Raw genomic sequence first — 21,803 nt, 5'->3', positions numbered from 1 at the left:
CCTGGTGGATGCCTACGTGGTGGGCAAGCTTCTCTATCCGGATCGCTTCGCCCACGTGGACCTGGCCCTCAAGGCGGACGAAATCTTTTCCTTCTTTGTGGGAACTCCCGTGTATCAAGACATGGTGAAGGATTTCGGAACGCCGGGAGCCGAAGTCGGCTTTTGAGTGCAAAGAGTGGCGAAGCGGATGCCTCACGAAGAGACCATCGGACGGCACGAAGCCCATCCGACCGAATGCGATGACTCGTAAAGGAGGCAGAAGATGGGAGAAAGAAACCGATGGTTGGTTACGGCCTTGACCGTCATCTTGTGGGGAACAGGGGTTTGGGCGCAGGAATCTGTCAAACTCGAACCCATCGTGGTAACGGCCGGAAAAGGTGTGGCGGCGGAACAGAACGTCCACCGGGTGGGTCTCGCTGAGGAGCGGAAAGCTGTGGGGACGACCGTACCCCAGGTGCTGGACAAGGAGACGGGGCTGGATGTCCAGCGCCGGGGTGTGCTCACACCCAAGAGCAGCCAGGTGCGGATCCGCGGACTGGATGAAAGGCGTTCTCTTATTCTGCTGGATGGCCGTCCCCTCAACGGCACCGGTGTCATGGGGGGGCAGTTTGTGGACTGGAGCTCCCTGGTGGCCGAAGACTGGCGGGCGGTGGAAATCGGCAAGGGGGCCTTCAGCGCAAAATATGGCAACACCCTGGGAGGTACCATCAACCTGGTGCCCGTGGCGCCGCCTGAAAAATGGTGCGTTTCTTTGGAGGGGGGCGCGAAGCGTTACGATACCTATTCCTTCGGGGGCTTCGTTTCCGGCAGATCTGGACCGATGGGGGTTCGGGCGGCTGGAAATTACGTGGAAACCGACGGAAATCTCCGAAACAGCCGGGTGGAACGAAGCCATTTTTCCGGCGATCTGTACTGGTTTTGGGGGGAAGACGGACAGGTGCGCCTGAGTGCCCGCCACACGGAAGGCGACTTTTTCATGCCGGTCAAAAACGACAAGGATCTGCCCGGCTACGATTCCCATTATCCTGAAAGCGCCGGCAGTCACCTGGTGGGGCCCGGAATCCGCTTTCCTTCCGGAGACACCCACGGGGACAAAAGCTATTACCACAAGGAACGAACGGAACTGGATCTGAGTATCCGCAAAAGTGTGGCCGGCTTCGATACGGAGTGGCAGCTCTATTTCAATAACGAAGACCGCACGGACCACATCTATTCTTATGCGCAGGGTGTCAAGGTCCTGGAAAGGGAAGCCGTGCCGGATAGAAGCTGGGGCTGGGTGGCTCGGCTGGCAAAAACGTGGGGGAGCCACCAAATCGGCTTCGGTGCCGACGGCAACTACCAGGGATACGGCGGGACGAAATACTCCTTCGTGCGAGACGGCTACTTCTCTCGGCCGCCTTCCGACGTAAACGACGAATGGGACGCCACGCGCTATCACGGTGTGTATGTGGACGATACATGGCAGGTTCTGGACTGGCTCGCCCTCTATGCGGGACTGCGATACGAAGACTATTTCGGCGACAGGTCTGTGGACCAGGTGACGGGTTACAGCACCAAAGGGAAGCCGACCGGTTATGAGTCGGGCACGGCGCGCTTCGACGAAGAGACCTTACTTCCCAAGTTCGGCTTCACTCTGGGGCCGATGAAGCACTTCACCCTTTTCGGGCACGTGGCCCGCGCCACTCGCTTTCCGGACAATCCGGCCTTCTACTGGTATTATGCAGGCTACCGGCCCGAAGTGGATCCCAATTCCCACGTGGTGCGAAAGCCTCTCACCTATGAGGACGCCGTGCAGCTGGAAGGCGGAGTGCACTTTAACGGCCTTCCCCGCACGTCCGTTACCTTGACCTATTACCATTACCGCGTGGACAATTACATTCGCTGGATCTTCGGCTATGCACCCAGCCGGGTGGTCTACAATGTGGACCGTGTGACCCTACAGGGCGTGGAATTGGAGGAGGAGAGTCGGATTTGGGGGCCGTTTTCCGTTTTCGGAAACGTGGCCTGGCAGACCACCAAAAAAGAAGGAGATGTGCTGGATGCCTCCAATGACCTCACCGATGAACTGTCGGAGCTTCCCGAGTGGAAGGTGAATCTGGGCGTCAAGGCCCAATGGAAAAGTGGGCTTCTTGCCAAGGCGAGCCTTCGATGGGTGGATGAGCGAAAGGTGCCTTATCTCGGGGATCCGGACTCTCCTGAAAACAGTTCACCCGATGGCGCTCCCGTGGGAAGCACCGTCACGCTTCAGAAGATGGATTCCTTCGCCGTGGTGGACCTGCTGGTCCGGGTGCCCATCAGGAAGACCAAGTGGCAGGGTTTTCTAAGCGCCGGAGTGGAGAACCTCTTCGACGAAACCTACGAGGAGGATTTGAACTTTCCGGCTCCTGGGCGAACCTTCTTCGCCGCCGTGAAAATCACCTTTTGAGCCGTATGGAGAGGTACTATGAAAGCCGAGCAGATTCTCGAAAGTTAAGAGTTCAAGAGATATGAGATCTTTCCTGGCCATGTGCGGCCGGGGTTTTCCATCGACTGTAAGGCGGCCAGGATGACCATGGAAAGGTTGAAAGCGCTGCGGGTTCAGGACCACGCGCTGATGCCCATCGTGGAAACCGATCCCTGGTCGGCCGATCCCGGCCAAGTGTTGATGGGATGTTCCTTCGGCAAGGGCAACTTTCTTTTTAAGGATTGCAGCAAGATGGCCCTGTCCCTTATCAGTAGACGGACCGGCCGGGGCGAGTTTTCGTCGGTTGTCCAGGCGGATCCCCCTGGTTCGGTTGGCACAGAAGTCGAGTTGCTTCCTTGACGGGACTTGCTCCAAAGCGACATAAGTATAGGTAACTTCCTTCTTACCAGTTGCGCAGGCGACAGTCGGGGTGGTCTGGAAAGACGAACTGGATGGGATCTTCTCCCAAGCTAACAGGACGAACCACGAAGTGTGGAGCGAGCACTCAGGAGATGTGACCATGCGGGAAGAAATCCGAAGGCGCCTTTTGGGTCTCAAAGAGCGCTTCGAGCGAAGCCCTTGGAAATTCCGGTGGCTCTACCGCAGGGGAAAGACGCCGTGGGACACCCAGATCACGCCGCCTGAAGTGATGGAGTTCATCCAACGGACCCCTCCGGGACGGGCCCTGGACTTGGGCTGCGGGACCGGAACCAACGCCATTACGCTGGCCCGCCACGGATGGGACGTGACGGGCGTGGACTTCGCCCCGGAAGCCATTGAGGCCGCGCGGCGAAAGGCGGCTCGGGCGGGCGTTGGCGTCACCTTCCACGTGTCCGACGTGACCGACCTTTCCATGCTGAAAGGTCCCTTCGATTATGTGCTCGACATCGGATGCCTTTTTATCCTCAACGACGAAAAGAGAAGGCAATACGCCCGCAACCTGGACCGGCTCACCGCTCCGGGCGGCTGCTACATGCTCTACGCCTGGATGCCCCGGCCGTGGCGAGGCGGTGTGTGGGGGATTTCTCCCCAGGAAGTGGAAGCGCTCATCGGGGACCGGTTCCAAAAGGAACGTGTGGTGGTGGGTCAGGAAAAGGGGCATCCTTCGGCCTGGTACTGGTATTCCAAACGTCCCTGACGACCCGCGTGGGAAGTTCTGCTCGAATCATAGATAATACCGATTGCTTGCATCCAAAATGCCCGCCATTTCCTATTTGCCCCTCCTTCCAGCATCCCCTAGAAACATGCGGTGAACCCCATCCGGTTTCCGGATGGGGAAAATTGTGTCCGAGCACGATGTTCGAGGTGCCGCGTGTGGAAGGAGGAAAGCGATGACGGCAAGCCATGAGGCCATGTGGGAGCGGTTGGGTTTGGACCTGGAGGCCCATGCGTCCCTGCTGGAGGTGCTGGGAAAGTTCTACGGTGACATCTATCTGAGCCAGCAGGGACGCCTGCGGGGCATGGAATACCTGGATTTTGTGCTGTCCGAGATCCACGGGCTTCGCATTCGGGAACTGGATGAGGCCAGGGCCCAGGGACGCAAGGTGGTCGGCACGTTCTGCGTCTTTGTGCCCGAAGAGATCGTCTGGGCGGCGGACGCCATCCAGGTGGGGCTTTGCGCCGGGGCGGAAGCCGGCACGGAGGCGGCGGAAAAGATCCTTCCCCGCAACACCTGCGCGCTGATCAAGTCTTTTGTGGGCTTCAAACTGGCCCGCCTGTGTCCCTTCACGGAGTTGTGTGACATGGTGGTGGGGGAAACCACCTGCGACGGCAAGAAGAAGGCCTATGAGACCTTTTCCGATTATGCGCCCGTTTATGTGATGGAAATTCCCCAGATGAAGCGGTCCGAGGATCGGGCGTTGTGGAAGGCGGAGGTGCTGCGCTTCAAACAGGCCGTGGAGGATCTGACCGGCCGGTCCATCACGGCGGAGAACCTGCGGGAGGCTATCGGGCTGATGAACCGACGCCGTCGGGTGCTCCAGCGCCTCAACCGGCTGCGGGCCGCCCATCCGGTGCCCATCTCCGGCCGCGATGCCCTGCTCATCAACCAGGTGAGTTTCTACGACGATCCTGAGCGTTTCACACAAAAGATCCACGATCTCTGTGACGAGCTGGAAGAAAAGGTCCGTCGCGGAAAAGGAGTGGCGGATGGCGCCGTGCGGGTCATGCTTTCCGGATGCCCCATGGCCGTTCCCAACTGGAAACTTCCGTACATTGTGGAATCTTCCGGCGCGGTGGTGGTGGGCGAAGAGTCGTGCATCGGGACTCGCAACACACGGGACCTGGTGGATGAAGGCGGCACGACCCTGGAAGAGATGCTGGACGCCATCGTGGACCGATACCTGAAGATCGACTGTGCCTGCTTCACACCCAACCAGGAGCGGTTGGAACACATCGTGGACATGGCGCGCGCACTGGACGTGCAAGGCGTGATCCATTACGGGCTGTCCTTTTGCCAGCCCTACGCCATGGAAAGCTTCAAGGTGGAAAAGGCGCTTCGGGACGCGGGCATCCCCATGCTGGCGATCGAAACGGACTACAGCATGGAGGATGTGGAGCAGCTCAAGACCCGGGTGGAAGCCTTTGTGGAAATGATCCGCTGAGAATGGATGCGCCCATGGCCGTGATCGGAATCGATATCGGGAGCCGCTCCATCGAGCGGGTTGTTTGGGACCAGGCCACCGGAGCTTGGACGTGGGACAAGGTGCCCACCACCTTCGATCCGCTGACCCAGTGCCGGAAGTTGCTGGCCGACGCCGATGGCTGTCCCGTGGTGGCCACCGGTTACGGCCGCGCTCTGGTGGCGGAGCACTTTGCGGAGCTTTCGGTTCGGACCATCACCGAGATCCAGGCTTACGCCCGGGGGGTCCACCACCTGGTGCCGGAGGCGCGAACGGTGGTGGACATCGGCGGCCAGGACACCAAGGTCATCGCCCTGTCCCCGCAAGGTGCGGTGGTAAAGTTCGAAATGAACGACCGGTGTGCGGCCGGGACGGGAAAGTTCCTGGAATTCATGGCCACCTCCCTGCAAATTCCACTGGATTCCTTCGGTGACTTTGCCCTGGAGGCGGACAAGCAGGTGGCCATCAACAGCATGTGCACCGTGTTTGCGGAATCGGAAGCCACGTCGCTCATGGCCCGGGGCGAACGACCCCAGAACATCGCCATGGCCCTGCATCGTGCCATCGTGCGAAGGACGCTGGCCATGCTGCGCCGCGTGGGCGGAGAGTCCCCCGTGGTCTTCGCCGGCGGTGTGGCGCATAACCGCTGCGTCTGCCGCCTCTTGAGCGAAGCCCTGGGGGGAGACGTGATCGTTCCTCCAGATCCGGACGTGCTGGGCGCTCTGGGAGCCGCCCTGGCGGGCGCGGGCCCATGAGCCCACCTCCCCGCCACGGGTCCTATGAACGGTGGATCCTTTCTGTGTTGAATCTAAAGGTGGCAGGTTGGCCGATCCTCTGAGGGGTGTATCATCGGAACTACCTATTTGCATTATAAGGGCTATCCGGCTACTCCTCAGGCGGAGTCGAAAGATTCTTACTTGCAATCGTTCAAGCCGACGCCATACGGCACCGCCAGTTGCCCATAGGGAGGAGGAGGGTCCATGGAAGCCCTGACGCCGCGCAAGCTTCGAGACGATGTTCGCCAATACCTGAACCAGTTCGATTTGAACCTCTGCCTCACCTGCGGTACCTGTTCCAACGGGTGCCCCATCACGGGCACCCCGGGCCTGGAAGGCTGGGACACCCGCAAGGTGATCCGCATGTTGGCCATGGGGCTCTTGGAAGAGGTGGTCGATTCCAAGTTCCCGTGGGTCTGCACCGGGTGCGGCCGTTGCGCCCACGCCTGTCCCATGGGAATCGACATCGTGGCCATCCTGGGGCACATGAAACACCTTCGGCCCCGGGACCAGGTGCCCGGCATCGTGCACAAGGGCGTGGAAAACGTTCTGGCCACGGGCAACAACATGGCCATCCCCAAGGAAGACTATCTCTTTCTCATGGCGGATTTGGGGGCCGAATTGGCCGAAGAGGAGTGTCCCGGATTCTACGTGCCCGTGGACAAGCCAGGGGCGGACATTCTCTTCTTTCCCAACAGCAAGGAAGTCTTTGCGGACAATGAAGACATGAAGTGGTGGTGGAAGATCTTCTACGCCGCCCGGGAAAACTGGACCATCCCTTCGGAAAACTGGGAAGCGGTGGATTGGGGGCTCTTCACGGGAAACTATGAGGCCACCAAGATCTTGGCGAAACGCAAGATCGACCTCATGAAGCAACTGGGCATAAAGCGCATGATCATGCCCGACTGCGGCGGCGGATCCTACGGATGCCGCAAGGGCATGAAGGTCTGTTCCCTGGAGGATCCCACGAACCGGGTGGATTATATCTATCTCTACGATTACCTGAAAGAGATCATTGAAACCGGGAGGATTCGCCTGGACAAGACCCGCAACGCGGGAAAGGTCTTCACCTGGCACGATTCATGTAAACACGGACGGGAGCTGGAACGCAACTTCGGCAAAGGCTATTACGAAGAGCCCCGCTGGATCATCCAGCAATGCGTGGATCAGTTCGTGGACATGGAACCCAATCGAAGCGGCAATTATTGCTGCGGGGCCGGCGGCGGCATGTGGCCCTTACCCTTTGAGGAGGAATCCGCCTATCACGGACGCCACAAGGTGCGCCAAATCAAAAACAGCGGCGCCCACGTGGTGGTGGTGGGCTGTTCCAACTGCCACGATCAGATGATGAAGCGCCTCCCCAAGTTCTATCCCGAGGACTGCCACTACGAAGTGAAATACATCTGGGAGCTGGTGGCCGACACCCTGGTGCTGGAGCCCTGGAGCGATGAGGAAGTGGCCCGGGCCGAAGAGGAAGCCAAGGCCCAATGGGAACGGCTCGGTGTGGACCTGGATATGGAATACTGACAGACAGACGGCCAGCGCGTGGACGGCCCGGATGGTTTCCCGACCACTCTTGGAATGCGGGGTGGCTCCTCCGTGTTCTCTCCCCTGACCGGGCCGTCCACCGGTTCAATGGCCTGCCCAAGGGGGCGGGCGAGGAGGGAATTGATGGCGTACCGAAGAGGATTTCTTTTCATTTGCGTCCTTTCCTGCATTCTGGCGGTGACCACCGGAGTCCATGCGGGCGGTTACGACGCATTCAAAGGCCTGGAGGGAACCCTCAGGATTTCGGGCGGTACCGCCCACATTCCGGTCATGAAGGCCCTGGCCCGGGAAGTCATGACCCGTTACCCGGCCATTCGCATCACCATTGCCGGAGGTGGTTCCGGTGTGGGCATTAAGCAGGTGGGGGAAGGCCTGGTGGATATCGGTAATTCCGGGCGTCGCCCCACTGACCAGGAGATCAGCGCTTATGGCCTGAGATTGCATCGATGGGCCGTGGACGGTGTGGCGGCGGTGGTCCATCCTGAAAATCCCGTGCGATCGCTCACGTCTCGGCAGGTGCAGGATATTTTCGCCGGCCGGGTGACGAACTGGAAAGAAGTGGGCGGCCCGGATCGGGCGATTCATGTGTTCACGCGGGATGAGGCCAGCGGAACCCGGCATGTCTTCTGGAAGAAGGCTCTCGGCAAGGGGGCTATCCGAAAGGATGCCGATGTGGTGCCGTCCAACGGAGCTATGAAGACGGCCGTGGCCACGGATCCCGCCGCCATCGGCTACATATCGGTCGGCTACGTGGACGAAACGGTTCAGGCGCTGGCCCTGGATGGCGTGGAGCCCAGCCTGGAAAACGTGCGGTCCGGTCGATATCCCGTGGCCCGAGGGCTCTACAGCAACACCAAGGGGCAGCCGTCGGCCCTGGCGCAAGCCTTCCTGGACCTGCTGTTCGCCCCTGAAGGTCGACGGATCATTGCCTCCAAGGGATACATCCCCGCAGACCGATGAGCCGTCGGGAACGCCTGGTTCGAAAGATCCTGGGGACGGCCACGTTGTGCGCCGCCGCTCTTCCGCTTTCCATCCTGATCTTCATGCTCATTTTGGCCCGCCCTCTCTTGTCTTCCTTTTCGGTATCCGACCTTCTCACAGGTTCGTGGGCGCCCCTTCAGGGGCGCTACGGCATCTTGCCCATGATGGTGGCCAGTTTCCTCCTGGCGTCTTGCAGCCTGGCGGTGTCCTTTCCCGTCAGTCTGGGGTGCGCTGGGTTGATCTTTGGTCTGACTCCGCCCATGCTTGCGGTTCCATTGCGGCGCTTGGTCCAACTCATGACAGGATTTCCAACCGTTGTGTATGGGTTCGTGGGGGTCTTTTTGCTGGTTCCCACCGTGCGGCACCTCTTTCATGCGGGATCCGGTCGGTGTCTGCTGAGCGCCTTGGTGCCCCTTTCTCTCATGATTACTCCGACCATGACGCTCTTTTTCTCCGACGCCTTTGCTGCCGTGCCCCGCCCGATCCTTTTGGCCGCGGCCGCTGCGGGCGCCGATCCCGTCCAGCGTTTCGTCTGGGTGGTGATCCCTTCCGCGCGCAGGGGGCTGGCGGCGGGACTGGTTCTTTCTTTCGGTCGCGCGCTGGGAGATACCCTCATTGCCCTCATGCTGGCCGGCAATGCCGCTCAGGTTCCTTCCGGTTTCCTGGAATCCGCAAGAACGCTCACGGCCCACATCGCCCTGGTGATCGCCGCGGACTTGCAGAGCCTGGAGTTTGCCTCCATCTTTCTTTGCGGCATGGTGCTCTATGTCCTGACCAGCTGCGCGGCCTTGTGCGCATGGAAAATGCGCGCCGCAACAAGGAAAAACTCGCGATGAAACGGATTTGGCCGTGGGCCGTTCGTTGCGGCTGCTACGCCGCGGGGTTGTGGATCGTGTCGGGGGCTGCGGGCGTGGTGGGTTTTGTGGCCTGGCGCGGACTACCGCACCTGAACGCCCAGCTCCTTTTTGGCGACGTCTCTGCCCGGGATGCCCTATTCGGTGGAGTCCCCGTTTTCGATGGCCTGTGGCCGGCCGTTTTGGGAACGGTCGCTTTGGTAACAGGAGCCGTGGCCCTGGCGGCTCCTCTGGGTCTGGCCACCGGAATCTACCTGGCCGAATTTTCCCGGGGACGCCTGAAAGAGGTGCTCACCGTCTTTTTTGACGTGCTGGCCGGCATTCCGTCCGTGGTCGTGGGGCTTTTCGGCTTCAGCGTCTCTTTGCTTCTACATAAGCTCGTTTCGCCTCGTTTGGGGCCCTGTCTGCTGGTGGCCGCCTTTTCTCTCATGATCCTGGTGCTTCCCTACGTGATTCGGGCCACCCAGTCGGCCCTGGAGGAGGTGCCGCAGGAGGTGCGCCTCACGGCCTTAAGCCTGGGAGCGGACCGGGTCCAGAATCTCGTTTGGGTCCTTCTTCCCCATAGCTTGCAAGGCATCGCCAGCGGTCTTCTGCTGGCGGTGGGGCGATGTGCGGAGGATACGGCCGTGATTCTGCTCACCGGCGTGGTGGTGACGGCCGGCGTGCCCCGGTCTGTGCTGGATCCTTTTGAGGCGCTTCCCTTTTATATCTACTACATATCGACCCAATACGGCTCGACGGAGGAACTGGAGCGGGGATTCGCTGCAGCGCTCATACTCCTCGGGGTAAGCGTGTCTCTGTTCGCTCTGGCCTATGCTGTTCGCAGGGCTGTGGGCTCTTGGGCTCTTTATCGGGCATGAGGTGTTATGGATCCCGTGGTCAAAATCCGGGTGGAGGGGCTGACCTTTCGCTATGGAGCTCGGACGGTCCTTCGTGAGGTGAGCGCCCTCTTTTTGGAAGGTGCGCTGGCGGCCATTGTGGGACCTTCGGGGCGGGGGAAGAGCACGTTCCTCATGGCTCTCAACCGCCTTTGGGAGGAAGTGCCGGGCGCCCACGCCCAGGGCCGCGTTTGGGTCCGCCTGGATGGTCGGGAACGACTGGTTTCCGATCCTTCTTTTCCCGCAACAGAACTCCGAAGGCGAGTGGCCATGGTGTTCCAGGCCCCCAATCCGCTTCGCATGAGCATTTTCAACAACGTGGCTTTCCCCCTGAAGGTCATGGGGCAACGGAACAAGCGGCTCGTGGCGCAAGAGGTGGAAGGTGCCCTTCGGCGGGCCTTCTTATGGGACGAGGTCAAAGACCGGCTGGACGAAGACGCGCGCCGCCTTTCCGGGGGGCAGCAGCAGAGGTTGTGCATTGCGCGGGCCCTGGCTGCGCAACCCGACGTGCTGCTTTTGGACGAGCCCACCTCTTCCCTGGATGCTCGGGCGGCCGGGGTCATCGAAGACCTTCTGCTGACCCTGAAACGGCGATGCACGTTGGTGGTGGTATCCCACTACCTGGAGCAGGTCGAGCGCCTGGCGGATCAGGTCTACGAAGTGGCCCATGAAACCCTTGAGATCCTATCGTGAAATCCGTCCCGCCATAGGGAGATCAAGTGGTTCCATTGCCTTTGCATTGACCTTCCCAGAGCCCGGAAGTTAAAAGGAGACCATGGCGAAAGGCAAAGGCATTTCAGGCGGAGAAACCATGCCTCAGAGCACGGGCCAGGGGCTGAACAGCGAGCTTTATAAGACGATCGTGGCGATCGTGGACGATCGGGTGCGCGAGATCCGGGTCACCCGAGAGGAGTTTGACGGTCTTAAGCAGGTGGTGCAGGAACTGGCTCAAGCGCAGGCACGGACCGAACGGCGCCTCGACCGGCTGACCGAGAAGGTGGAAGAGCTGGCCCTGGCTCAGGCCCGCACGGAAGAGCGTGTTGAGGAGCTGGCCCAAGCCCAGGCCCGTACAGAGGCCCGGGTCGAAGAACTGGCTGAAGCGCAGGCCAGGACGGAGGCCAGAGTAGAAGAGCTGGCTGAAGCCCAGGCCAGGACAGAGGCCAGAGTAGAAGAGCTGGCTAAAGCCCAGGCCCGGACGGAAGCGCGACTGGAAGAGCTGGCCGAGGCCCAAAAGCAGACGGAGATCAAGCTGGCCACCCTGACCGACGAGCACCGCAAGACGCGGGAAATGCTGGGCGGCCTGGCCCACACAGTGGGCTATCGTTTGGAAGACGAAGCCATCTGGGCCTTGCCGCATCTCTTGGCCCGGGATTTCGGCATGACGATCGAAGCGCCGCTGGTCCGTACTTTCCTGGAAACGGCGCCCCATCGCTACATCGAAGTGAACATCTGGGGATATGGCCGCCTGGAGGGCCGGCGCACCGCCATCCTGGGCGAAGCCAAGTCGCAGCTCAAAAAGCGGGACGTGGACAGCTTTGTCAAGACGGTGGCCAAGGTCCGAAAGATTGTGGGAACCGACGTCTTTGCGGTTCTCGTCACCTACCAGGCGTCCCCCCAGGTGAAGCAGGCCGCCGCCGAAAAGGGGATCCAAGTCTACCTGTCCTACGAACTTCGCCTTCCCCAGGCATCCCTGTAACGCTTGCCGGAGATGGAAACCTTCCGGGTCGGCCGGGTTCCGGCGGGATTCCGCCAACCGGAGGGCAGTATGTGCTGAAACGGGTAGGGGCTGTTCCCACTGGAACCCGCTTGGGTGGCCTCCGGCTGTCAGGGACTTACCGAATCGGTTCCCGCCTTACGCCAGAAGGCCTCGGCATGATCTTTTGCCAGCAGGCGCCGATCGTCCAGGCGGATGGTCACGCCCATGGCGTCCAGATGTTCCAGCACCGCCACGGCCCGGGTACGTCCGTAGCCCAGGGCCTGGGGACAGTCGCTCAGGCGCAAGGCGCCCTTGGCCTGAATCCAGGACCGCACCCGCTGCTCCACGGCAGCGAGGGCCTCGCGGGTGATGTAACGGCCGTCCTGAAGTCGGACCAGGTGCTTTTGCGCCGCCAGATGGTCCAGGATCCGCTGAACCTCGGATGGATGGAACCTTCCCCGGTGGTGATCGCAGAAGGTCCCGGCCGCAAAGCTGCTCAACCCCGCCCGGCGAGCGAAAGTCAAAATGGCGTTTCGGATCTCCTTTTGGTGGGGCGTCCAGTTGCGTTTTCGTTGAGGCATCCGATAACCGCCTTCGCCATCGTCCATGAGGCCCCGGCGGCAAAGGTCCGTCAATAGATGGCGGGTCCATTCCGGGTCCAGCTTCATGTGGACGCGGGCGCGTAGTTCTTCGCCGGAAACCCATTCTTTGAGCGGGTTCGAAGAAAGGATATCCACCATGGTATCGAGGAATTTGCGGCGTAGATTCCCATGGTCCCTTTTTCTCACGTACCGTCCGTCTTCAAGGACCACCAGACGGCCATCCTGACACCAGCGTTGCAACACCTGGGAGACGACCTCCCTGCGGAAGCCCATGGCCACGGTTGCCTGGGTTGTGGAAAGGGGGGTGTAGGGGGACCGGGCAAAGAGGTGTTCCAAGGCTCCCTCCAGGTCACCTCGTTGCAGGCAGTGGAGATAGGGAAGCATTCGCCCGGCCTTGGCGGGCCGGAGCTTTTCCCGGGTGGGTTCCAGAATCCGGCCCCCGCCGGCAATGGCAGAATCCCCCAGGAAGCTCACCACAAAGCGGTCTTCTGCCAGACAGCCGACGGCCTCTTCCAGACGGATCTGGGCGATCGCTTGTTCGCCGGGTTCCAGGCAAGTCCTGTGGAGAAGGTGGACCCGGCCCTGGACGCAGGCCGTTCCCACATGCACACGGATCCTTTGCTGGTGGAAAAGCTTGTGAGTGGCGTTCCGCAGCATGCCCAGGTCCACGTTCAGGTACGGAGCGGCCTCCACCGTGCCGGGCTGGGCCAGAAGCATGCCCGGCCCCACCTCCTTGGTGGTCACATGGTGCAGCGCCACTCCCACCCGCTGCCCTGCCTGGGCTCGCTTCACCTTCCGGTGATGGACCTCCAGGGAGCGAACGCGCGTGAGCCTGCCGGCGGGCAGAATCGCCAGCGGGTCGTTTTCCCTCAAGACCCCGCAATGAAGGGTCCCGCTGACAACCGTCCCGTGACCTGCCACGCTGCGAACCCGGTCGATCCATATTCGGCTGGGACGGGCCATGTCACCTCCGTCGAGCCGGGATGCCAGCCGCTCCAGTTCCTTGAGGATCCGAGGTGTTCCTCGACCGTCCTGGGCCGAGAAGACCACGATGGGACAACCCTCCAGAAAGGTGCCTTCCGTCAGATCTTCGATTTCAAGCCGGGCGTACTCCAGGGTCTCCTCATCGACCCGGTCCGCCTTGGAAAGAACCACCATTCCGGTGCGTGCGCCCAGCAGTTGCAAGATGTCCAAATGGTCCCGGGTCTGGGGCATGACGCCGTCGTCGGCGGCCACCACGAGCACAGCGCCTTGCACGGCCGCCAGTCCCCTCACCGCGTTTCGCAGGTAGTCCTTGTGGCCCGGCACATCCACGAGTGAAAGGACCCGCCCGGAAGTAAGACGCAGGGGGGCCACGCCGGGCTCGATGGTCAGTCCGCGCCTCTTTTCCTCCGGCATGCGGTCCGTGTCAACGCCTGTGAGTCGCCTCACCAGGCTGGTCTTGCCGTGGTCCACGTGGCCGGCGATGCCGATGGTTACGGTCCTAATCACGGGAAGCCTCCCCTCGGTGCAGGCTCTCTTTTCGTCCGGGGGCCGCGCGTGCCGCGTCGTGCCTCACTCTTACTCCGTCATCTCTTACAGTTAGACGCCTCACGACGGACACTTGTTCTGGAGGTCCGTGCTCCGTGGATTCGTCCACCATCCATCCAAACCGTTCCACCGCCTCCGGTAGCCACCTGCGCAGGACGGCGCACCTATCCATTCCGGATGCCGCTCGGTAGGCTTCATAAGCGGGATGCTGCGGTGTGGGGACGGGACATTGCATGAGGTTGGGGTAGTCGTAGGCGGCCGGGTCCAGCACCTGCTCGATGAGCGGCCGCATGGCCAAGCCGGTGGGCTCGGTCCAATCCAAGCGTCGGCAGCACTCGAAGCGGGCCTGGTCCAAAAAGTAAAAATAGGCATTGAGAAGATCGATCAAATCCCGGGGCGCCTGTTGTTCCAGCTCGTGTCCGGAGCCCAGGCCCAAGGCGCCCATGAGGAAGTCGTAGAAAGCGAGCTTGCTTTCCGGTGTTTCCCGGCACAGGAAAAACAGGGCCGAATCCGGTAGATCGCTCCAACACGTGCCGGCATCCAGGCGCACGTGACGCCCCAACAGAGGGCGCCAGATCCGAAAGGCGCGAGCGGCCGCTTTTTCATGCCGATGGTTTTTGAAGTTCACCACCTCGCCCATGTTTCACCTCCTTCTTTGGGGATCGCTTCCGGGACGGGACAAGCCATCGTTTCATTCCCTGTACTGCGCCTCCCGTCCTGCCTGTTTGGGCTCGCCCGACCCATCCCAGACCGGAAAGATGGGCCCCAACGCCCTCAAGCGTTCGGTCGTATCGCGAAAGCAGCGTGCCAGCTGGGGCCCCATGGACGCCGCATTGTGGACCATCCCGATGCGTTCCGGGTCCTCCCCGATCTCTTCCAGGATGGCGCGGGCCCGTGCCACCCGCTTTTCCGCCTTTCGGTTGCCGTTCACATAATGGCACTGACCGGGAAGGCATCCGGAGACCAGAACTCCGTCCACCCCGGCTTCCAGAGCCGCCAGGAGATGTTCCTCCTGGACACGCCCCGTGCAAGGCACCAGCACAATCCGCACGTTGGGCGGATAACTCAACCGCATAGCACCGGCCATGTCCGCCGCCGCATAGGAACACCATTGACAACAGAAGCAGACCACCAGGGGTTCGAACCCGGGCGGACCCATTCCTTCCCTCCGATTTTCTGGAAAGCCACGTGTGGAATCCAAGACGACCTCCCCCAATGACTGTGCACGGTCAACGGTCCCCTGGGCATGGAAATGGAGGGGGCAAGGGGAATCGAACCTCCTCCCGGCTGGTGAGGCCGGGCCAACGGGTTTGCAGCCCGTGGGGCGCCCAGCGCCATTGCCCCCTCGGATACCCGGCAGGTGTCAGGCCGCGGGTCGTGCGGCATCAAGCCTATGGGAAGATGGAAGTAAGGATGGAAAGACGCGCCTTCCAGATCGGCCCACTGCCTACCTGGCACGGGTGGGTGCAAAAACGCCGCTTCAGGTAAAGCCGACAAGACGCGCCATGAAGGACTCCTCATTGTGAGTGGAAAGACGGCCCACCTATAGCGCAGAGGCTTCGATAAGTCACATAGGAAAATTGGATAGATGGAGCCCCTTGGTATCGTCCAAGCCCCTGGCAGAAGGGGTGAGGCCAGGCTGTGGCTTTTGACCTTCAAGGACCTTTTTACCTCTCACCCTTGGCCCTGCCTCACCCCCTTTACCGGCTCGAGGCCGGCCCTTGACCCGCGTCGTCGGGGCGGGTTTTGAACCCGCCCCACAGGGCTGTCTGAGAATTCAAGAAAGCACCCCGGGGCGGTGGAACTTCAACGGGTCAAAAGGCCCCCAAAGGGCGAGGGGCCCTTGTCGGAAAGGCTCCCAGCGGAGCGGAAGGGAGTTGACGGGGTGGGGGCCGGATGGTATCGGCAAGAGTCTTTCCAGGTGGGACGACCGTTTTTATCGGGGCTACGCTGAGACCCACGTGAAGGCGTCTTAGAGAGGGTGAGGGCGGATTCAATCGTTACCGTATCAAAGCAAAGAGAGAACATGGATCCACACGATCGGGGTTCGTGGGATTGGAGGGACGGGTGGCGTTCCCCATGGGGGCCTCCCTTGGTGGGAGCGCACCGCGGAGGGCGCGCTCTGGCGTCGGAAAACACTCTGGCCGCGGCCATGATCAGTTTCGCCGTGGGGGCGGATTTTTGGGAGATGGACGTGCAGCTTTCCGCCGACGGCGTCCCAGTGGTGATCCACGATCCCACCCTGGAGCGCACGTCCAATGCGGCGCGCCTGGATCCGAGACGGGATCCATGGAATGTGAGTGATTACCTTTTGCGGGAGCTGGAAGGGCTGGACATGGACGAGCATCCTCCGGGTGGTGGCCGGCCCGGGGATCTGATCCAGCGGATTGTCCAGAATCTGAAGGATCCAGGCGATGAAACCCATCACAGGATCTCCACCCTGCGAGAGGCTCTTTTGTTCACCAAGTCCCTGGGTTGGAGAATCAATGTGGAAATCAAAGGCGATGGCAAGGATCCCCTCCGTCTGGCCGAAGAAACGGTGCGGATCGTCCGGGAAACGGGCATGGCCCGGTCCGTGCTCATCTCCAGCTTTCGTGAGGAGGTTGTCGTTCGGGTGAAGGCTCTGGAGCCGACCCTTCCCGCGGGGATCATCGTCAAAGAGGACGTGGAAGACCCCGTGGCCGCCGTGCGTCGTCTGGGGGCCGACACCTATCATCCCAAGGCGGAGCTGGTGGGGGAAGAGGCCCTGGCACGTCTCCGGCAAGCGGGGATTCCCGTGCTGGTCTGGACGGTCAATGAAGCGCACCAGATGAAGACCTTCATGGATCGGGACGTCTTTGCCATCATCACCGACCGGCCCCATGTGCTGGCGCAGCTCAAAAGAACCGGCGCCTCGGCCCATGAACGGGGATTCGATGGCGGGCGTTGAAAGGAGGCCTTCAAGGCGGGATCTCCATCCCTTGGTGCCGGCGACCTGAAAAGACCTTGGCCCGAAACCCTGGAAGAACGAGGCAGGAGAGACAAAACATGGTGACGGTGCTCGACTATGGCGCGGGAAATGTCCGCAGCGTGGTGAACGCCATCCGGTCCTTGGGCCGGGATGTTCGGTTCGTGGAACGCCCCGAGGACATCGTTCAGGCGGAACGGCTGGTCTTTCCCGGGGTGGGGGCCTTCGGGGAGATGATGCGGGTGCTGAGACACCGCGGTTACGTGGATCCCCTTCTGGCCTATCTGCGGTCCGGCCGCCCGTTTCTAGGCATCTGCCTGGGGCTGCAGGCCCTCTTTGAAGGAAGCGAAGAGGCGCCGGGAGAAGACGGCCTGGGGTTTTTTCCGGGAATCGTTCGCCGCTTTCGAGTGGATCGCGCCGTTCCCCACATGGGCTGGAACGGGATCAGGGCGCGCAAGCCGTCCTCCCTGCTCCACGGCCTGAAGGGCGATGAAAAGCTCTACTTTGTTCACTCCTACTACGTGGATTCCGGGGATCCTTCCGTGGTGCTGACCGTCACCGACTACGGGGTGGAATTCGTGAGCGCCGTGGAAAAGGGGCAGGTGGCCGCCGTCCAGTTCCACCCGGAAAAGAGCGGTCCGGCGGGGCTGAAGATCCTGGAAAATTTCCTGGGAGGCCAGGCCGCGCCCGTGCTGCCGCCGGTGGCGGCATCCCAGACCGAACTGGCCCGGCGGATCATCGCGTGTCTGGACGTGCGGGCCAATGACCAAGGGGATCTGGTGGTCACCAAGGGCGATCAGTACGATGTGCGTGAGGAGGGCCGGGTGCGCAACCTGGGAAAACCCGTGGAACTGGCCCGCCGCTACTACGAAGAAGGCGCCGATGAGATCACCTTTCTCAATATCACCGGCTTTCGCGACTTTCCCCTCAAGGACATGCCCATGCTGGAGGTCCTTCGAAGGACGTCGGAAGAGGTCTTCGTGCCGCTGACCATCGGCGGAGGCATCCGCGACTACACGGACAAGGACGGCACCCGCTACGACGCGCTCCAGGTGGCGTCCCAATACTTCCGGTCGGGGGCCGACAAGGTGTCCATCGGAAGCGACGCCGTGGCCGTGGTGGAAGAGGTGCTGAAACGGGGCGGCCCCACGGGCCGAAGCGCCATCGAGACCATCTCCCGGGTGTACGGCAGCCAAGCCGTGGTTATTTCCATCGACCCGCGACGGGTGTACGTGCCGTCTCCGGACGCGGTGCCGCACCGGGTGATCGAGACGGCCTTTCCCGGTCCCAACGGGGAGCGCTTCTGCTGGTACCAGTGCACGGTGAAAGGCGGCCGGGAAGGTCGGGACGTGGACGCCGTCACCCTGGCCCGGGTGTGCCAGCAACTGGGGGCGGGGGAAATTCTTCTCAACTGCATCGACCGGGACGGAACCAACCAGGGCTTCGATCTGGAGCTCATCCACGCCGTGCGGGAGGCGGTCACCATTCCCGTGATCGCATCGAGCGGTGCGGGCTGCGCCCAACACTTCCTGGATGTTTTTACAAAAACGCGGGCCGAAGCCGCTCTGGCCGCCGGGATCTTTCATCGGCGGAAGGTGGGCATCGGGGAGGTGAAGGCCTTCCTGAAAGGAAAGGTTCCCGTGCGCTGGCCTCTGACCTGATCTCACCGCAGGGATACAGAGGTTGTGGCGAGGGGATTTCCCGAGACGGGATGTCGGGACGTCGCCCGTCGGCGCCGCCTGGAAGGGCCGCCGGAGTGGAGGGGTCAGGAGACGAAAAGGCGGACCTGGGGATTCAAGAAGAGCCGCGGGGCCTTGACCCCGCGGAAAAGGCCTGGACTGGTTGGATTGGCCTGAAACTGCCGGTGGGTTTTCCGCCATCCGGCCCCCGGCGTGGCTGTCCGGAAGGAGGGCGCGGCGTGGGTCCGATCAAGGGTCTTTCTTTTCGCCGCGGCCGACGGGGACCCTGGGACGTTATTTTCCTTCCTTTTGGTTCTTGCGCTTGCGGGCGAACCCCGCCAGGCCCACCAGTCCTGTTCCCAAAAGCAGCATGCTGGCCGGCTCCGGCGTGTGAACATGCACCGTCTTATAGACCACGTCGTTGGCACAGTTAACCGCAAAGCCCAGGGTGAGGTTCGTGGGAAGCGAGAGCGGGATGGCCGAGTTGTACTTGGTGAAGTCAAAAGTGAGCGTGGTGGTTCCCCAGCCGCTGAAGCCCACCTTCTGATTAAGGTCACGAATGTAAGGTAAGCGTTTTTTCTTAAGGCCGATGGGGTGACTGTCGCGGATATAATAGCCGCTCCAGTAACCAGAATTATCTGTTCCCGACAATTCATAACCAAGGTCTGTGCTATCGGGTACAAAATAAAGTTTCCAATCTGTTGATATTGTGGGAGTCATTGCAGTACCGTTTTCCATGGGGTGCTTATCCTCGGGATTGTACACCACGTAGTCCCATTGAGAGTCACCATCTACGTCTAAGAAAAGATCCCCGGGAGCCAGCATGTTATATGTTGGCACGCTTCCCCACTCTTCAAAGAAGAATCGGATGCTGGTGAGCTGGGAATTGTCGTTTACGATCACCGTTCCGCCGGTGAAGTTGGGGTCACCGATGGTGTCTATGTTATCGTTATTGATGCTATTACGCTGGTCAGGCAAGTAACGGTCCGGCCAGGAAATGTGATTATCTCCAAACGTCAAGGTGAGCGATTGGGCCGGGTGGGGCAGGCAAAGGCTCAAGGCTCCCAGAAAAAGCAAGAGGAAAAGAACGCGTGGTTTCATCCGTGGGTCTCCCGTCTTCGTGTGCGCTCAACGGCCCCAATTCCATGCCGCCGGGGTTTGCGCCATCTGTGCCGTCCTTCCAGGCAGGGCCAGGTCGGTCCGTGAGGCCTCTTCCATTGAAGGTGCCTTCTTAATGAGCAAAAGGGGTGCCAGGCCAAACGTGGGCAGACACAAAGCAAAACTAATATATAGATCAATGTGTTAGCGACTTGTTTGGGCGGAAGGGCCTGGTCTGTTGAAAGGGAAAGCCGGGAGAGTGTGCAACGTGTTGCATCACGTCAGGGCGAACGGATGCATACAGTGAATTCAATTGCATACTGGGGGTTTGTTCCAAAACGTCCGGGGCTCTCTTCTTGTGGGGACGGAAGGTGGGGGCTGCCAGGCGGGCCCGTCCTGTCGGCCTGGCGTTTCAGCAGTAGGGGCGGGTTCGGAACCCGTCCCTACAAAGCTCAAAAAAGCATCACATGACTCAGTGCGATTGCATTGGTGAGAAAGGCCCGGCCGAGAGGCCATTGTCAGACACCCTCCCGGGGGGGCTCTTTGTTTCGGTCCCGCTTTCCATGTTCTCTTGCCGCGGGCGATTTCTCCCTTTTTCTCCCGGTTCGTCATGCGTACGGCTGGGATCCTTCGGGATCGCCCGCGAGCTGATGGGCCAGGCGGGCGGCCTTGGGCACCAGGCGGGAGAGGGGTAGGCCCTGGGGGCAGCGCTGTTGGGCCGTGAGAAGGCGTTGGGCGGACGGGCGTGCAAGGGGGCCCCGGGCCAACAGGGTTCGGGCGGCGTTCCGGGCCGCCGCCGTGTTGCTCATGAGGGTCAGAGAGGCCGTTTTGCCGAAGGCCCTGACAACAAGGTATCCTGGCGGAGGAAAGGAATGGGGCTGGCAGTACGTGTTTCCCGCCAACAAGATCCCAGTGGACCAGGCGAACGGGAAAACACGTTGTTACCCTGTCTACGAAAAGACACTTCAAGGTTCCATCCGCCGGGCGGGCCGCCTGCTGAGCGAGGCGCTCGCGGCCGGCGTCGTGGCATCAGCTCAGCCGCCGGCGCCGCGTTCCCCCGTTTCCACGAAGCGCACGATCTGGTCTCGATCCATGCCTTCCAGACCGAGTCTTTTCAAAGTCCTGCCGGTGCTTGTGAGATCCTTTTGGAGAAGCAGCTGCGCCAGGTCGACGATAGTGCGCAGGTGCGGCACGCGAACCCCCAAGGCTTCCCCCAGGGCCAGCATGGGCACCAGCCCCAGAGGCACGTCCTCCAGCAGGTAGCGGGTCTCCAGGCTGTGCTGCCCCTGGATGTCGGCGTAGGCCGAGTTGTTTCTCACGGCCTCCTTCAGATCCTTGCCGTGGGCGCCGTAGGCCTGACCGTACCAGTCCAGGATGCTCGGAAGGTGCACATCCAGGGCCCGAGCGATGGCCAGCCGCTCCGCGTCCATGGCGCTCACGAAGCGCGCAATGGAGGGTGTGATGCCGTCCCAGTAATAGAGCCAGCTCTGGTCGGATTCGATGCGCCCGGTGTTGAGCAGCGTGGGGGCCGGATGCATCATGGCGTTGGGATTGGCGAGACTGGTCTCCAGGACGTTTCGGGCCGCTTTTATCTGGGGAAAGGGATCGGCCAGAAAGGACAGGACGCGCTCGTTGTCGCGCGCCGGCAATGCCGCCACTTTAAGGTCATGCTTGATGCCGTAGATGGTCGCATGTGCCGGGCGGGTGCTGCGGCATGCATAGATCAACGAATTGGTTTCCGCCAGGCTCACCTCGGCCCGGCAGCCGGACTCGCGCAACACCTGGGCAAACTCCAGGGCGCCGCCGGTTGCTCCCGGATGCAGGACGACGACCTGGCCGTCGCGAAGCAGCGGCGCGCAGCCCCGGGCAATTTCTGCGTGGGCCAGGGCCGGTGTGATCACCATGACCACGTCGGCCGTGGGAACCGCGTGTTCCAATTTCGTGGTCGCCCCCTGGAGTTCGCCGAACCCTTCGACGACACCGCTCAGGTGAATTCCCCCCTCGCAGTTGATGGCCGCCACCGTTTCTTCAAAAATGTCGTAGAGAATCACCGGATAGCCCATGAGCGCCAGGTGTCCGGCGGCGCTCTGCCCCCCATTGCCGCCACCCAGGATGGCCCAGCGACACTTCTTTCCCGTTGTTTGCATCAT

At 61.4% G+C, this 21,803-nt stretch carries 19 protein-coding genes; 13 read left to right on the top strand and 6 right to left on the bottom strand.

All coding sequences use genetic code 11. The annotated features are described in order from the left end of the window. Positions 1-262 precede the first annotated feature (262 nt). From B9A12_RS07585 to B9A12_RS07535, 11 genes are all read left to right on the top strand, one after another. Positions 263-2,425 carry a TonB-dependent receptor gene (locus B9A12_RS07585; protein ID WP_084057279.1) on the top strand — a complete coding sequence of 721 codons (2,163 nt, stop codon included), beginning with the start codon at positions 263-265 and terminating at the stop codon, positions 2,423-2,425. An 81-nt stretch (positions 2,426-2,506) separates the two neighbouring features. After that, positions 2,507-2,803, top strand: coding sequence for an FmdE family protein (locus B9A12_RS07580; RefSeq protein WP_170920429.1), 297 nt, complete (start codon positions 2,507-2,509; stop codon positions 2,801-2,803). Positions 2,804-2,963: 160 nt separating this feature from the next. After that, a complete protein-coding gene (locus B9A12_RS07575; protein ID WP_084057277.1) occupies positions 2,964-3,581 on the top strand; it encodes a class I SAM-dependent methyltransferase in 618 nt (205 codons plus the stop codon). A 193-nt stretch (positions 3,582-3,774) separates the two neighbouring features. Beyond that, a complete protein-coding gene (locus tag B9A12_RS07570) occupies positions 3,775-5,046 on the top strand; it encodes a double-cubane-cluster-containing anaerobic reductase (protein ID WP_084057276.1) in 1,272 nt (423 codons plus the stop codon). Between the two features lie 14 nt (positions 5,047-5,060). Beyond that, complete coding sequence (locus B9A12_RS07565) at positions 5,061-5,819, top strand: acyl-CoA dehydratase activase (protein ID WP_084057297.1); 759 nt, start codon at positions 5,061-5,063, stop codon at positions 5,817-5,819. 225 nt (positions 5,820-6,044) lie between these two features. Then, complete coding sequence (locus tag B9A12_RS07560) at positions 6,045-7,367, top strand: (Fe-S)-binding protein (protein ID WP_084057275.1); 1,323 nt, start codon at positions 6,045-6,047, stop codon at positions 7,365-7,367. A gap of 144 nt (positions 7,368-7,511) precedes the next feature. After that, entirely contained in the window at positions 7,512-8,348 is an 837-nt protein-coding gene (locus B9A12_RS07555; protein ID WP_084057274.1) for a phosphate ABC transporter substrate-binding protein, read from the top strand. Then, on the top strand, positions 8,345-9,205 hold the full coding sequence (locus B9A12_RS07550; protein ID WP_084057273.1) for a PstC family ABC transporter permease: 861 nt from the start codon (positions 8,345-8,347) through the stop codon (positions 9,203-9,205). Before B9A12_RS07555 ends, B9A12_RS07550 begins: the two co-directional genes overlap by 4 nt. Next, a complete protein-coding gene (locus B9A12_RS07545) occupies positions 9,202-10,083 on the top strand; it encodes a PstA family ABC transporter permease (RefSeq protein WP_084057272.1) in 882 nt (293 codons plus the stop codon). The genes B9A12_RS07550 and B9A12_RS07545 overlap by 4 nt, the downstream gene beginning before the upstream one ends. Positions 10,084-10,089: 6 nt before the next feature. After that, complete coding sequence (locus B9A12_RS07540) at positions 10,090-10,794, top strand: phosphate ABC transporter ATP-binding protein (protein WP_084057271.1); 705 nt, start codon at positions 10,090-10,092, stop codon at positions 10,792-10,794. A gap of 82 nt (positions 10,795-10,876) precedes the next feature. Further along, entirely contained in the window at positions 10,877-11,797 is a 921-nt protein-coding gene (locus tag B9A12_RS07535; protein ID WP_084057270.1) for a hypothetical protein, read from the top strand. 128 nt (positions 11,798-11,925) lie between these two features. Here B9A12_RS07535 and selB read toward each other — a convergent pair whose 3' ends face one another. From selB to B9A12_RS07520, 3 genes are read right to left on the bottom strand one after another with little or no spacing between them, the layout of a single operon-like run. Further along, a complete protein-coding gene (gene selB, locus B9A12_RS07530) occupies positions 11,926-13,890 on the bottom strand; it encodes a selenocysteine-specific translation elongation factor (protein WP_084057269.1) in 1,965 nt (654 codons plus the stop codon). Next, complete coding sequence (locus B9A12_RS07525) at positions 13,883-14,569, bottom strand: hypothetical protein (RefSeq protein ID WP_084057268.1); 687 nt, start codon at positions 14,567-14,569, stop codon at positions 13,883-13,885. The genes selB and B9A12_RS07525 overlap by 8 nt, the downstream gene beginning before the upstream one ends. Before the next feature lie 51 nt (positions 14,570-14,620). Then, positions 14,621-15,088 (bottom strand): hydrogenase iron-sulfur subunit, encoded by a 468-nt coding sequence (locus B9A12_RS07520; protein WP_084057267.1) that lies wholly within the window; start codon positions 15,086-15,088, stop codon positions 14,621-14,623. Between the two features lie 867 nt (positions 15,089-15,955). Between B9A12_RS07520 and B9A12_RS07510 the strand changes: the two genes are divergently transcribed. Together B9A12_RS07510 and hisF are read left to right on the top strand one after the other, a co-directional pair. Continuing rightward, positions 15,956-16,858: a glycerophosphodiester phosphodiesterase gene (locus tag B9A12_RS07510; RefSeq protein ID WP_084057266.1), complete on the top strand. Its 903-nt coding sequence runs from the start codon at positions 15,956-15,958 to the stop codon at positions 16,856-16,858. Positions 16,859-16,956: 98 nt separating this feature from the next. After that, positions 16,957-18,537, top strand: coding sequence for an imidazole glycerol phosphate synthase subunit HisF (gene hisF, locus B9A12_RS07505; RefSeq protein ID WP_084057265.1), 1,581 nt, complete (start codon positions 16,957-16,959; stop codon positions 18,535-18,537). A gap of 312 nt (positions 18,538-18,849) precedes the next feature. Here hisF and B9A12_RS07500 read toward each other — a convergent pair whose 3' ends face one another. From B9A12_RS07500 to B9A12_RS07490, 3 genes are all read right to left on the bottom strand, one after another. Continuing rightward, a complete protein-coding gene (locus B9A12_RS07500) occupies positions 18,850-19,656 on the bottom strand; it encodes a PEP-CTERM sorting domain-containing protein (protein WP_084057264.1) in 807 nt (268 codons plus the stop codon). A gap of 605 nt (positions 19,657-20,261) precedes the next feature. Beyond that, positions 20,262-20,462 carry a hypothetical protein gene (locus B9A12_RS07495; protein WP_139796539.1) on the bottom strand — a complete coding sequence of 67 codons (201 nt, stop codon included), beginning with the start codon at positions 20,460-20,462 and terminating at the stop codon, positions 20,262-20,264. A 225-nt stretch (positions 20,463-20,687) separates the two neighbouring features. After that, positions 20,688-21,803 carry an NAD/NADP-dependent octopine/nopaline dehydrogenase family protein gene (locus tag B9A12_RS07490; protein ID WP_170920428.1) on the bottom strand — a complete coding sequence of 372 codons (1,116 nt, stop codon included), beginning with the start codon at positions 21,801-21,803 and terminating at the stop codon, positions 20,688-20,690.

The organism is Desulfacinum hydrothermale DSM 13146 (assembly GCF_900176285.1).
GTDB classification, from domain to species: Bacteria; Desulfobacterota; Syntrophobacteria; order Syntrophobacterales; family DSM-9756; genus Desulfacinum; species Desulfacinum hydrothermale.
The sequence above is the reverse complement of the archived record's forward strand: the minus strand, read 5'-3'. Positions and strand labels throughout refer to the sequence as shown.

What these genes read in the sequence shown, in the direction of transcription:
- B9A12_RS07585 (WP_084057279.1), top strand. Translation starts at nt 263, where the DNA reads ATGGGAGAAAGAAACCGATGGTTGGTTACGGCCTTGACCGTCATCTTG.
- B9A12_RS07575 (WP_084057277.1), top strand. Translation starts at nt 2,964, where the DNA reads ATGCGGGAAGAAATCCGAAGGCGCCTTTTGGGTCTCAAAGAGCGCTTC.
- B9A12_RS07570 (WP_084057276.1), top strand. Translation starts at nt 3,775, where the DNA reads ATGACGGCAAGCCATGAGGCCATGTGGGAGCGGTTGGGTTTGGACCTG.
- B9A12_RS07565 (WP_084057297.1), top strand. Translation starts at nt 5,061, where the DNA reads ATGGCCGTGATCGGAATCGATATCGGGAGCCGCTCCATCGAGCGGGTT.
- B9A12_RS07560 (WP_084057275.1), top strand. Translation starts at nt 6,045, where the DNA reads ATGGAAGCCCTGACGCCGCGCAAGCTTCGAGACGATGTTCGCCAATAC.
- B9A12_RS07555 (WP_084057274.1), top strand. Translation starts at nt 7,512, where the DNA reads ATGGCGTACCGAAGAGGATTTCTTTTCATTTGCGTCCTTTCCTGCATT.
- B9A12_RS07550 (WP_084057273.1), top strand. Translation starts at nt 8,345, where the DNA reads ATGAGCCGTCGGGAACGCCTGGTTCGAAAGATCCTGGGGACGGCCACG.
- B9A12_RS07545 (WP_084057272.1), top strand. Translation starts at nt 9,202, where the DNA reads ATGAAACGGATTTGGCCGTGGGCCGTTCGTTGCGGCTGCTACGCCGCG.
- B9A12_RS07540 (WP_084057271.1), top strand. Translation starts at nt 10,090, where the DNA reads ATGGATCCCGTGGTCAAAATCCGGGTGGAGGGGCTGACCTTTCGCTAT.
- B9A12_RS07535 (WP_084057270.1), top strand. Translation starts at nt 10,877, where the DNA reads ATGGCGAAAGGCAAAGGCATTTCAGGCGGAGAAACCATGCCTCAGAGC.
- B9A12_RS07525 (WP_084057268.1), bottom strand. Translation starts at nt 14,569, where the DNA reads ATGGGCGAGGTGGTGAACTTCAAAAACCATCGGCATGAAAAAGCGGCC.
- B9A12_RS07520 (WP_084057267.1), bottom strand. Translation starts at nt 15,088, where the DNA reads ATGGGTCCGCCCGGGTTCGAACCCCTGGTGGTCTGCTTCTGTTGTCAA.
- B9A12_RS07510 (WP_084057266.1), top strand. Translation starts at nt 15,956, where the DNA reads ATGGATCCACACGATCGGGGTTCGTGGGATTGGAGGGACGGGTGGCGT.
- hisF (WP_084057265.1), top strand. Translation starts at nt 16,957, where the DNA reads ATGGTGACGGTGCTCGACTATGGCGCGGGAAATGTCCGCAGCGTGGTG.
- B9A12_RS07500 (WP_084057264.1), bottom strand. Translation starts at nt 19,656, where the DNA reads ATGAAACCACGCGTTCTTTTCCTCTTGCTTTTTCTGGGAGCCTTGAGC.
- B9A12_RS07495 (WP_139796539.1), bottom strand. Translation starts at nt 20,462, where the DNA reads ATGAGCAACACGGCGGCGGCCCGGAACGCCGCCCGAACCCTGTTGGCC.
- B9A12_RS07490 (WP_170920428.1), bottom strand. Translation starts at nt 21,803, where the DNA reads ATGATGCAAACAACGGGAAAGAAGTGTCGCTGGGCCATCCTGGGTGGC.